12 protein-coding genes and 2 pseudogenes are annotated in these 10,663 nt (G+C 66.6%); 7 read left to right on the forward strand and 7 right to left on the reverse strand.

What is annotated here, in order from left to right; translation table 11 throughout:
• Nucleotides 1–160 precede the first annotated feature (160 nt).
• Complete coding sequence (locus tag ACZ4N5_RS40160) at nt 161–382, reverse strand: DUF7489 domain-containing protein (protein WP_467761916.1); 222 nt, start codon at nt 380–382, stop codon at nt 161–163.
• 199 nt (nt 383–581) lie between these two features.
• On the opposite strand from ACZ4N5_RS40160, the gene ACZ4N5_RS40165 reads away from it, so the two are divergent.
• Nucleotides 582–1,088 carry a helicase associated domain-containing protein gene (locus ACZ4N5_RS40165; protein ID WP_467761917.1) on the forward strand — a complete coding sequence of 169 codons (507 nt, stop codon included), beginning with the start codon at nt 582–584 and terminating at the stop codon, nt 1,086–1,088.
• On the opposite strand, the gene ACZ4N5_RS40170 is transcribed toward ACZ4N5_RS40165, so the two are convergent.
• The gene (locus ACZ4N5_RS40170) at nt 996–1,598 is read right to left on the reverse strand and encodes a hypothetical protein (RefSeq protein WP_467761918.1); all 603 of its coding nucleotides are present in this window, start codon (nt 1,596–1,598) and stop codon (nt 996–998) included. The two genes, ACZ4N5_RS40165 and ACZ4N5_RS40170, sit on opposite strands and share 93 nt — an antisense overlap.
• Before the next feature lie 20 nt (nt 1,599–1,618).
• Here ACZ4N5_RS40170 and ACZ4N5_RS40175 point away from each other — a divergent pair, with 20 nt between their 5' ends.
• A complete protein-coding gene (locus ACZ4N5_RS40175; protein WP_467761919.1) occupies nt 1,619–1,912 on the forward strand; it encodes a hypothetical protein in 294 nt (97 codons plus the stop codon).
• 64 nt (nt 1,913–1,976) lie between these two features.
• On the opposite strand, the gene murJ is transcribed toward ACZ4N5_RS40175, so the two are convergent.
• Both murJ and ACZ4N5_RS40185 read right to left on the reverse strand, forming a co-directional pair.
• Entirely contained in the window at nt 1,977–3,584 is a 1,608-nt protein-coding gene (murJ, locus tag ACZ4N5_RS40180) for a murein biosynthesis integral membrane protein MurJ (RefSeq protein WP_467761927.1), read from the reverse strand.
• Nucleotides 3,585–3,652: 68 nt separating this feature from the next.
• Nucleotides 3,653–4,522 carry an IS5 family transposase gene (locus ACZ4N5_RS40185; RefSeq protein WP_467761920.1) on the reverse strand — a complete coding sequence of 290 codons (870 nt, stop codon included), beginning with the start codon at nt 4,520–4,522 and terminating at the stop codon, nt 3,653–3,655.
• A gap of 274 nt (nt 4,523–4,796) precedes the next feature.
• On the opposite strand from ACZ4N5_RS40185, the gene ACZ4N5_RS40190 reads away from it, so the two are divergent.
• Nucleotides 4,797–5,629, forward strand: a protein-coding gene (locus tag ACZ4N5_RS40190; RefSeq protein ID WP_467761921.1) for an IS5 family transposase whose coding sequence is annotated in 2 segments (ribosomal slippage) — nt 4,797–5,154 and nt 5,154–5,629 — 834 coding nt in all. Because the reading frame shifts where the segments join, the coding sequence is not laid out codon by codon here.
• On the opposite strand, the gene ACZ4N5_RS40195 is transcribed toward ACZ4N5_RS40190, so the two are convergent.
• Nucleotides 5,621–6,103, reverse strand: coding sequence for a hypothetical protein (locus ACZ4N5_RS40195; RefSeq protein WP_467761922.1), 483 nt, complete (start codon nt 6,101–6,103; stop codon nt 5,621–5,623). The genes ACZ4N5_RS40190 and ACZ4N5_RS40195 overlap by 9 nt on opposite strands.
• A 455-nt stretch (nt 6,104–6,558) precedes the next feature.
• Between ACZ4N5_RS40195 and ACZ4N5_RS40200 the strand changes: the two genes are divergently transcribed.
• The 3 genes and pseudogenes from ACZ4N5_RS40200 to ACZ4N5_RS40210 all read left to right on the forward strand — a co-directional run bounded on the left by ACZ4N5_RS40200 (nt 6,559) and on the right by ACZ4N5_RS40210 (nt 8,748).
• Nucleotides 6,559–8,103, forward strand: coding sequence for a hypothetical protein (locus ACZ4N5_RS40200; protein ID WP_467761923.1), 1,545 nt, complete (start codon nt 6,559–6,561; stop codon nt 8,101–8,103).
• Nucleotides 8,104–8,170: 67 nt separating this feature from the next.
• Nucleotides 8,171–8,326, forward strand: a pseudogene (locus ACZ4N5_RS40205) (transposase); the annotation flags it as partial.
• Nucleotides 8,327–8,394: 68 nt separating this feature from the next.
• Nucleotides 8,395–8,748 (forward strand): hypothetical protein, encoded by a 354-nt coding sequence (locus tag ACZ4N5_RS40210; RefSeq protein ID WP_467761924.1) that lies wholly within the window; start codon nt 8,395–8,397, stop codon nt 8,746–8,748.
• A 12-nt stretch (nt 8,749–8,760) separates the two neighbouring features.
• Here ACZ4N5_RS40210 and ACZ4N5_RS40215 read toward each other — a convergent pair.
• Nucleotides 8,761–8,922: pseudogene (locus ACZ4N5_RS40215) on the reverse strand (ATP-binding protein); the annotation flags it as partial.
• 386 nt (nt 8,923–9,308) lie between these two features.
• On the opposite strand from ACZ4N5_RS40215, the gene ACZ4N5_RS40220 reads away from it, so the two are divergent.
• Complete coding sequence (locus tag ACZ4N5_RS40220) at nt 9,309–10,202, forward strand: hypothetical protein (RefSeq protein WP_467761928.1); 894 nt, start codon at nt 9,309–9,311, stop codon at nt 10,200–10,202.
• 47 nt (nt 10,203–10,249) lie between these two features.
• On the opposite strand, the gene ACZ4N5_RS40225 is transcribed toward ACZ4N5_RS40220, so the two are convergent.
• On the reverse strand, nt 10,250–10,594 hold the full coding sequence (locus ACZ4N5_RS40225; RefSeq protein WP_467761925.1) for a hypothetical protein: 345 nt from the start codon (nt 10,592–10,594) through the stop codon (nt 10,250–10,252).
• Nucleotides 10,595–10,663: the final 69 nt, after the last annotated feature.

Below are 10,663 nucleotides of genomic sequence, written 5' to 3' on the forward strand. Positions count from 1 at the left end.
GTGGTGATCTTCATGGCGGCCACTTCGGTGTCACCCAGGGCCACCATTTCGGTGAAGTAGTACTGGACGTTGATCACGCGGCTGCTCTTGGCGATGGCTCCCACGACGCGGACACGGGGGGGGGTCGTTGCGAGGTGTTCTCCGTCCAGCACCCTGGGAGTTACGCCTTGACCGGGCCGCTACCCCGCTCCTTCACGATGCGATCGCCGACCGCGACCGACTTCCACAGCCCACGGTCGATGCGCACCTTCATGGACTGGCCGTCCACACGCCTCACCCTGACGAAGTGGTACATGTTCGCGCCGTCGAGCATGCCCCGCGACTTGCCCTCAACGATGCCTTCCCAGGCATCGCCCGGTCCTGGTTTGCGAGATTTGAACATGCCCCAAGCCTACGGAGGCCGACAGGCGTGGTGCAGTGTCAAGAGGCACACACACTGCAGTACAGGTGTCGCACAAGCACCCCTACAAATGTCCTGAGCAGCACAACGACGACAGCCCTCAGGAACTGAACCGGCAGACATCAACCTTCGGGTCCTCAACCCCGAGCACCAGCACTGGCGGCGCGGCATCGAGGCCTCCGTGCTGTACCCGCGCGAGGTCGGCAACCTGAAGGTGCCCTTCACATACCGCGTGCCGAAGGACCCCGAGACGGTGGAGACGGGGTGGCCGGCCTCGCTCGCCAACTTCCCGCTGGGACAGTGGATCGCCGACGCCCGCCGCTTCCACGCCCGCAGAGACACGGACGAGGACCGCGTCCAGCAACTGGAGAAACTGGGCATGGCGTGGGTCGCACTACGACGTCGCATGGGAGGAGGGCCTGGCCGCCGCCCACGGGCGGGCTGCCGAGAACGAGCACCACCTGGCCCCACAGGACGCCACCAACCAGGGCGCGAAGGTCGACATCCGGCTCAAGAACGCCCGCACCGCCGCACCGAAAACGATGAACATCGAGCAGCGGCGTGCCGAAGCACTGCCGGTCAGTTCGGTGTCCGTTCAGTTCCGCTGCAGCACCCGGTTCAGCCCCGTAGCCACCGTCGTGGCGAGCAGCCACCCGGCGGTGACCAGGGCGACGACGGCCCAGCGTAGGGCGCCGTGCGGTGCGTACGCGGTCTGCTGGCCGAAGTCGACGACGGGGATCAGCACGTCAAGTGTGTAGATGGCTGGCTGAAATCCCGGGGGCGTGCCGTCGCCGGACGGGGCGGGTGGGTCGGCGGCGAAGAGGGTGGTGCCCGCGGCGAAGAGGGCCGCCAGCAGCCAGACCGCGCGCTGAGGCCGGTACCCGTAGCCCACGGTGGCGTCCTGCAGCACGCCCCATGCGCGGGCCGGGCGGGAGAGCGTGCGGCGGAGCCTACGCTGGCGGGCGAGGAGGGGCTCGGCCATGACGTGCTCCGGTGCTTCGCCTTCGCGCAAGATCTCCGGACCCGTCTGGTAGGCGGGCAGCGCGGCGTCGATGAACTGCTCCTGCGCGCCCAGGTCACCCCAGTGGACCGGCACCATGTCGACTCCGGCCGCGGTGGCGAGTGCCGACACGGCCGTGGCGAACTCGTCTCGATCGCGGTTGGCGACGCCGTGGATGACGAAGACCGGATCCTTCACGTACTGACTCCCTCTATGCGATGGTGTGCGCTGTTGCAGCGCCCGTCCTTGACGCCCTCCGGGCGCTACCCGTCCAGGGCGAAATCCGGGCCGGCTACGAACGCACCAAGTTCCGCCACTGGATCGACGCGGACCGCGACGGCTGCAACACCCGGCAGGAGGTCCTCAAGGCCGAAGCCGTCGTCGCCCCGCAACAGGGCCCGGGCTGTTCGCTCACCGGAGGAGAGTGGTACAGCCCCTACGACGACAAGTACTTCACCGACGCGCGCGCCCTCGACATCGACCACCTCGTATCCGTAGCTGCGACAGGCTGATGCCGACAAGATCCCTGGTCTGGGTGTGAACGGCATGGCGCTGACAAGAGCTCGGCGTCGACGCTCATCTCCAATGGATCACGGGACATACGGCGTGCCAGGTTCCCCCCAGCCCCGGCAAGCTGCGCAGCTCCCCGATCCGCAAGAGCCGCGCAAAGAGCAGGTACAGCAGAACCATCGCAATGCCGCCCGCAGCCAACGACAGGGCAGGCGTCCAAGAGCCTGATGTCACGCTCTGGCTGCAGGAGCGGGCGATGAGCCACCCGGCAGTCCCGGCAGCGGTGGCGGCCGCGGTCAGTTTTGCGTAGGTGCGACAGATCCGCCGACCGTCGAGCAGCCCTTCCGTGCGCCGCCGCAGCCGCAGGGCCGTCAGCAACAGGCCGAACGCATAGGACAGGGCGTAGGCGGCGGCCATCCCCGTGACCGCCCAGCGAGGGGACAGCAGGAAGTGGCAGGCTGCGGCGAGAGCGATGTTGACGCTGCTGATCCACAGCGCCATCCGGAATGGCGTGCGGGTGTCTTCGAAGGCGTAGAAGCCGCGCAGCAGGAGGTATTGGGCGGAGAACGGGATCAGCCCCAGGCCAAAGGCTTGCAGCATGTGACCCAGGGGGACGGTGGCGGCGGCGTCGGTGGCCCCGTGGGCGAACAACAGCTGAGCGATCTGCGGACCGAAGGCGAGGAAGAAGAAAGCGGCCGGGACGATGATGATGCCGCTGACCCGCAGCGCGCGGGACAAGTCGACGCGCAGTGCGTCGAGACGGTGCTCCGCCACCGCCCGGCTCATGCGCGGGAGCAGGGCCGTCACGAGGGAGACAGTGACGATCGACTGGGGCAGCATCCAGATCTGCTGGGCGTAGCTGTAGGCGGTGTAGCCGACGCCGTCGTGGGGCAGGGCGGCGTCGGCGGCGGAGGCCAGGCGGGTGACCACCGTGCTCGCCACGAGGTTGGCCAGCACGAACAGCAGGGTCCAGCGGGCCGCGTTCACGCTCTTGCGCAGGCCGGTGCCGCGCCAGTCGAAGCGCGGCCGGAACCGGAAGCCGGCCGCGTGGGCGTAGGGGATCAAGGCGAGTGCCTGGAGGGCCAGGGCGAGTGTGGTCCCGATCCCGAGCAGCCTGACCTGTGCGCCGGTGATGTCCGCGACCTGTTCGGGGGCGGTCATCATGCCGAGGTAGAGGCCGAACATGGTGATCAGGACGAGGTTGTTGAGGACCGGGGTCCACATCATCGCGCCGAACCGGTTCCGGGCGTTGAGGACTTGGCCGAAGATGCTGAACACGCCGTAGAAGAAGATCTGCGGGAGCAGGAAGCGTGCGAAGACCACGGTCAGCTCGAACGCGTCGTGCGTGGCGGGTGTGTCGTGCTGGTAGACGCTGACGATCTGAGGGGCAGCCCACGTGGCCAGCGCGGTCCCCACGCCGAGTATGCACAGCACCAGGGTGACCAGGCGTTGTTCAAAGGCGGCGCCGCCGTCGTGGTGTTCTGCTCGGGCCCGGACCAGTTGGGGGACCAGAACGGAGTTCAGCGCGCCGCCGATCAGCAGGAAGTAAAGACTGGTGGGCACCGTGTTGGCCTGGTTGTAGGTGGTGGCCAGCAGCCCGGTGCCCAGTGCGGCGGCCTGCAGCACCTGCCGTATCAGTCCGGTGGCGCGCGAAACTACCGTTCCTGCCGCCATCAGTGCGGACGAACGCAGCAGCCCTCCCCCGCCTTTGGCCTTCTTAGAGGTCGTTTCATCCTGTTGTTTCATCCCCGAATGCGCCTTTGGTGTGCTGGTGTCGGGTCGCGCCAGGAGATGGTGTTCTCGCTGGTGAGGCGGCGGGCCATGAGGTCGGTCATGGCGATGTGGATCATGGCTTCGGAGCGGGCGGGCAGGGTTTCGTAGTCGCGGGCCAGGCGGCGGTGGAGCATGAGCCAGCCGTAGGTCCGCTCGACTGCCCAGCGTTTCGGGATCGGGGTGAATCCCCTGGTCCCGGGCTTGCGTTGAGTGATTTCCATGTCGATGCCGAGGGTGGCTGCATGCTCGACGAGGTGCTGACGGTAGCCGCCGTCGACCCAGACCTTGCGTAGGCCGGGATGGCTGGCGGCGGCCTGGTCCAGGAGGGTTTTTCCGGCGGTGGAGTCCTGGACGCTGGCCGCGGTGACCAGCACCGCCAGCAGAAGGCCGAGGGTGTCGGTGATGATGCTGCGTTTGCGGCCCACGATCTTCTTGCCCGCATCGATGCCCTGGCTCCTGGCGGGGACACTGGTGGAAGTCTTGATGCTCTGCGCGTCGATCACGCAGGCCGAGGGATCGGGGCTCTTTCCTTCCTGCTGGCGCACCAACTCCCTCAGCAGACCGTTGAGCTGGGCGAAGACGCCGTCCTTTTGCCACCTGGCGAAGTAGCCGTAGACGCTCTGATGCGGTGGGAAGTCGTGCGGGAGATAGGCCCACTGGCAGCCGGTGCGATCCACGTAGAGGATCGCGTTCATGATCTCGCGCAGGTCATGCCTCGGGGGCCGGCCGAAGTCCAGAGCCCGGCCGCGACGCTCGAAGCGCCAGGCTGACAGCACCGGCTCAATCAACTCCCAGCGGGCATCGGACAGATCACTCGGATACGCACGACGTTCCGTCATGACCTGGACGTACTGCTGCCCGGGGGCGTGCGCCCAGGCGTGCATCCTGCCGCGTCGAAGCACGGTACAGACCTGGGCGTCCTGGAATGAGACGGGCGCAAGCAGACCTTCACCCCATGCGTCACACCACCAGCCTCACCGAGAAGAACCGCCTCCACAGACTCACCAGCAACACACCAAGAGGTGGAACAAACCAACTCAGAGTGTCGCACTCAAGATGAAAACGACCTCTTAGACACCGTTTCTTATGGCGTGATCGTTCGTTGGACCGCGTATGACGGATCTGGTTGAGCGGTTGGTGCCGGACGAGTTGTGGGTGCTGTTCCGGCGGGTGGTGCCGCCGACGGAGGTCATACGTCCGCAGGGTGGCGGTCGGCGTCGAGCGGGTGACCGCGAGGCATTGGCCGCGATCATCTTCGTGGCGACCTCGGGCTGCACCTGGCGGCAGTTGCCGCCGGTGTTCGGCCCGAGTTGGCAGACGGTCTACCGGCGCTTCGCCCAGTGGAGCCGGGCCCGGGTCTGGGCCCGGCTCCACCGCGTCGTCCTCGACGAACTCGGCGCCCGCGGGGAACTGGACTGGTCGCGCTGCGCGATCGACTCCGTCAGCATGCGCGCTGCAAAAGGGGGCCCCTGACGGGACCGAATCCGACCGACCGTGGCAAGTCTGGATCGAAAATCCACTTGATCACCGACCGGAACGGACTGCCGCTCTCGCTGGGCATTTCCGGCGCGAACATGCACGACAGCCTCGGCCTTGAACCACTCGTGCGGGGCATCCCGCCGATCCGGTCCAGGCGAGGACCTCGCCGACGGCGCCCCGGCAAACTCCACGCAGACAAGGGCTACGACTACGACCACCTGCGCCGCTGGCTCCGCAAACGCGGCATCCGCCACCGCATCGCCCGCAAGGGCATCGAGTCCTCAAAACGGCTCGGCCGCCATAGGTGGGTCGTCGAAAGGACCGTGTCCTGGCTCGCCGGCTGCCGTCGGCTCCACCGCCGATACGAGCGCAAGGCCGAACACTTCCTCGCCTTCGTCGGCATAGCCGCAGCCCTCATCTGCCACCGCCGCCTCGTCCGTACGGACGGGCAGGAGCAGTCAGTGTGAGGCTCCGACACTGCTGACCCAGACACCGAAGGGCTTGATATCCGGCTCGGTCTCGGTCTGCTCCGAGAAACTCTGCACGTCGTCAAGGTCCGACCAGGCGATGCAGCCCGGCTCGCTGTCGGACAGAAATCCCTCGACGACCGGACCGAGGGCGTCGGAAGCCACATAGGCACTACGGAACGGCAACGCATCCGGGGGCACAGAACCGGTCGAGCACCGAAGCTGCCCTGCCTGTTCGTCGTGCCACACGTAGAACGTCGCCACCCCGGGAAAACCCAGATCTCGAATGCGTCCCCGGATGGCAGCAGCAGTCCGCTCGAAGGCTGCCACCACCTCGGCGACCGACAACGAACTCCTATCCTCCTCCGCCGCACCCAGCGACCAGGTGTTGGTCTCCCATTCCACCCGCCGGTCAGCCGGCTCCAACGCCAGGGGCTCGTCCGCCACCTCGTCGATCCACGTCAACAGCACCACAGCAGTATCCCTGCACAGCTCGGCCCGAGAACCACCAAGAGAAACAACGTCTTATGGGCGGCGTGCCTCCGTCTTGTGCGTGACCGTTCTAATCGCTCGGACGACGTCTCCTCGATCATGGGCACAATCTACGATCCAGATCTCACCTGCGTGGAGGGGCCTCGCGTTTCGAGGGCTGCCGGGACCGCTACCGAACCACGCGGCTGCCCTGGGACCGTCGGTCGGCCTCATATCGCATCCCGCGAGCAGAGGTGGGGCCCGGCGTTCGGGGGGATGCCGCCGGGCCACACCGCACCTCGCCATCGCATGTGCGGACCCCAATTCCGCGTATCAACGACAGTTGGCGGTGTGCGAGGCCAAGCCACACTGCCCCAGAGCAGGCGCTTCCCCGAGCTGGTCACCAGCAGCTGAAGGAAGTATCGGCGGTCTGTTGCCCGAGCAGGACCCCGTTGAAGGTGGGGGCGTACGCAGACGGCTACCCCTCGGACGCCGACCTGCGCACCACGACCACCGGCTACGACTGGGTCAAGGGCCTGCCCACCAGCACCGTCACCGACCCGTCCGGGCTGGCGCTGAAGACCACCCCGTCGTACGACTCACAGGGCCGGGTCATCAAGACCACCCTGCCCAAGTCCTCCGGCTCGGACGCCGGCGCGACGGTGACGACGTACTACTCGGCCACCGGCAGTGGCGCCTGCAACGGCCGCCTCGACTGGGCCGACCTGGTCTGCAGCACAGGACCGGCCGGCGCGATCACAGGTGGCGGCTCCAACCCGACTCAGCTGCCCACCAAAACGATTGAGTACGACAGGTGGGGCAAACCTTCGAAGTCCATCGAGACAGCGAACTCGGTCACCCGCACCACTTCCACGATCTATGACCCCGCCGGACGCCCGAACCTGACGTCCGTCAGCGGCGGGGTGGGCACCGCCATATCGGACACCGCGACCACGTACGACCCGGACAGCGGGGACGTGGCCACCGTCACCTCCAACGGGCAGACCATCACCCACACCTACGACCAGCTCGGACGGGAGATCTCCTACAACGACGGCGCGGGCAACACCGCCGCCACCCAGTACGACGGCCTCGGCCGCGTGGTGAAGACCACCGACTCCGCACCCTCGACCACCACCTACACCTACGACATGTCCAAGGACCCGCGCGGTGTGGAGACCTCCCGCACCGACTCCGTGGTCGGTTCGTTCGCCGCGACCTACGACGCGGACGGCGGCCTGGTCACCGAGTCCCTGCCCGGCGGCTACACCCTGAGCGTCGGCCAGGACGAGACCGGCGCCGAGATCTCCCGGGTCTACACCCGGGACAGCGACAACACCGTCGTCGCCTCCGACACCACGGACGAAAGCGTCCAGGGTCAGGTCGTGGCCGACGCCGACACCGCGGGCCAGACCCGGGCGCGCAGCTACGGCTACGACGTGGCCGGACGCCTCACCAGAGCGGACGACACCGATCCGACGGGGGCCTGTACCCGCCGCGACTACACCTTCGATAACAACACCAACCGCACCGCCCTCGCCACCGCCATCAGCGACATCGGCGCGGCCTGCACCTCCACCGGCGCCACCACCACCTCCTACACCTACGACAGCGCAGACCGACTGACTGCCACCGGCTCGGTCTACGACGCCTTCGGCCGCACCACCACCCAGGCATCCGGCGCAACGATCGGCTACTACGCCAACGACCTCGTCCGACAGCAAACCTCCGGCACCAGTCGGCGGACCTGGACCCTGGACGCGGCCAGCCGACTTGCCGCCTGGACAACTGAATCCAACAGCAGCGGCACCTGGACCCAGAACGGCGCCAAAACGAACCACTATGGAGGCGACACCGACAGCCCTGACTGGGTGCAAGAGACCGGGACCTCTCTCACCCGAAATGTCCAGGGCCCAAGCGGTGACTTGGACGCCATAACCAGTGCCACCGACAGCGTGGTTCTCCAGCTGACGGGGCTGATGCAGGGTTGGGTGACAGGTTGACCTGCCCCAGGTCCTGGGTTCCAGTTCTGGTGGCTAACTGACAGTCCTTCACGGAAGGCTGGCAGTCATGCCTCGCCCTTATCCTCCGGAGTTCCGGGCACGTGCCATCGCGCTGGTTCGCGCCGGCAAGCAGGCCAAACAGACCGCGGTCGAGCTCGGCATCCATCCGGTCACGTTGTCGAAGTGGTTACGGCAAGACGACATCGACAACGGGCGGCGACCGGCGAGCTTTCACACGTCTCCTCGGCTCTGCGGTTCAGGCTGGCGAAGGAAGACGATGCGGTGGTCCGGGTGAGCTTGATCCTGGCGGTCGCCCAACTCGCCCGCGAACACCAGGATGACCACGCGCCCAGGTGGGCCCGGGGCCTCTGGTCGGATCCCGGGCGACCGCCCGAGGTCCGCATCGGCGCCGGCCTGGCTTGGCTGTGCCTGGTCACCGACCCCGCCCCCGACGAGCTGCGCACCCTCCTCACCGACCCCGGCACTCGTCAATACGACGACCTGCTCCAGCCGGTGCCATGGCTCACCTGGGTCGACTCCACCGGCGTCGGGCTGTGCAGCTGCATCGATGAAATGCTCACGGGGAACATCCCCGGAAGAGTGCTTGATGGTCCTCCACTGTGGGGTGGAGGACCATCAAGCTGAAGCCCGCAGCGGTCAGCCGGCCTTGGCGGGTGCTTCGGCCCGCGCCCGGGTGCTGGCAAGGCGGTAGGAGTCGGTGCCGGTCTCGATGATGGTGCCTTTGAAGGTGAGGCGGTCGACGATGGCCGTGCAGAGGCGGGGGTCGGTGAAGGTCTTGGTCCAGTCGCCGAACGACTGATCGTCCGGGTCCTTGACCCGATCCGGCGCCGCCCGTCGTGCCGGTCCCACTGCTCGACCAGCTCGTTCAGCTCCACCAGCAACTCGACCTCCGGCACCGGAACGAAGTGGTTGCGCCGGTCGTAGCCGATCTGACCCTCGACGCCGCCCTTCTCGTGGGCGCCCTCGATGCCGGGCTGGCAGTAGAAGCTCTCGATGCCGATCCTCCGTGAGTTCAGGAAATCCGAAGGCTCTGAATCGCGAACTCAGGGACGCGAAGACGACTCTGCTGCGTAAGAAGCGTCGGTTGAGACGGCGGAGGACGGGTACTGCGTGCACCGAGTCGATGGCTTCTGGGATGATGGGCTGCTGCATTCCTTCCCCCGCGAGGTGGTCTTTTGAAGAAGGTGGCACTGCGTCCCTACGCACTGTTGCCTCGGCAGTACGACGACCGGAGGGTCCTGGCTTCCACGGTGGATGCGTGGGGAAGGGCACTGTGGTTGATCTGCCCCGATGCGGTCTTCTCGCCGAACCCGTACGGGAAAGCCCGACCTCAGCCCCGGAGTCTGCCTTTCGACGCTCTCGTTGTCGTCAACGAAGCGGGAGAAGTGCAGGAGCGGGTCTTGCGAGGCGTGGCCTTGACGCCGTACCGCCTTGACGCTCTGCCCAATGGCCGTCTGGTCTTGCAGGGGAGCGGTTCCGCCGGGGAGCGCAACGCTCAGATCTTCGGTCGTGATGACCGTCCCCGCCGCAACTTCGTTATGGGTGCTGCAGTGGAGTTCATGATGGCGGACCGTCGGAACAACCTCTGGAGTGCCTACTACGACGAAGGGGTCTACGTCGATCCCATCAGCGCGGCCGGCCTGGCCCGATGGGACAGCGGAGGCAACCACCTGTGGGGGTATTGGCCTCCCCAGGGTGTCGCGCACATCGACACGGTCTACGCTCTCAACGTCGCCGACTCAGCTGCCTGGGCCGTCTACTGGCCCTCTTTCCCGCTGCTCGAGGCGCAGGCCAACGGGCGGCTTAGCGTGCGGAAGAACCCAGTGGGATCCCCTCTTGGCTTGGCGGTTCAGGGCGACCAGGTTCTCTTTCTGGGCGGTGGTCCCCGTGATTCCGATCGAAGGGACAGGCTGCACTACTGCAGCATGACCCCCAGTGAAGCCATCGTGGTCTCGGAAGCGGTGCTCACGATGCCCAACGGATCACCACTCCAAGGGTATGCACGCCCTGTAGGCCGAGGCCGGTTTCTCTACCTGCGTGGCCGGTCTGCCAAGCAGTGGTATGTGCTGAGCCTGTAGGCAGGGTGGCGGCTGGTGGAGAAGAGAGCAAAAAAAATGGCTCAAGATCAGTGGGTGTTCGGCGCCTGCTTTGCTTCCGATTCGGCTACTGCGTTGGTGTAGCGGAGGCTGGCCTTGGCACCGAGGGAGAAGACGTGTGCGAGGTGGAGGGGGTCGGCGCCGTTGGCGAGGGCTTCTTCGAGGATGCGGTCCTGCCTCAGCTGGTCGACGCTCACGGGCAATTCTTTGACCAGTTTGTCCATCCAGAACGTGCCCACCGACGTCGTCGTGGTGGCGGTGTTCCTGGTGATCAGCAGATGTGGGTTGGTTCTGTTCGGCCATCGGCGCTGACGGTAAGCGAGGTACTCGCTGATCGCCTCGGTGGTGGGGGCCTCCCCCTGAGTGGTGGACACGCTGATACTGGATCTGCTTGATCCGGAGGAAGCGAGAAGACCGCCGATGGCGATGAAGGACTACTCGGA

The organism is Streptomyces sp. NPDC026500, from assembly GCF_055567635.1.

What these genes read in the sequence shown, in the direction of transcription:
- ACZ4N5_RS40160 (WP_467761916.1), bottom strand. Translation starts at nt 382, where the DNA reads ATGTTCAAATCTCGCAAACCAGGACCGGGCGATGCCTGGGAAGGCATC.
- ACZ4N5_RS40175 (WP_467761919.1), top strand. Translation starts at nt 1,619, where the DNA reads ATGGTGTGCGCTGTTGCAGCGCCCGTCCTTGACGCCCTCCGGGCGCTA.
- murJ (WP_467761927.1), bottom strand. Translation starts at nt 3,584, where the DNA reads ATGGCGGCAGGAACGGTAGTTTCGCGCGCCACCGGACTGATACGGCAG.
- ACZ4N5_RS40185 (WP_467761920.1), bottom strand. Translation starts at nt 4,522, where the DNA reads ATGACGGAACGTCGTGCGTATCCGAGTGATCTGTCCGATGCCCGCTGG.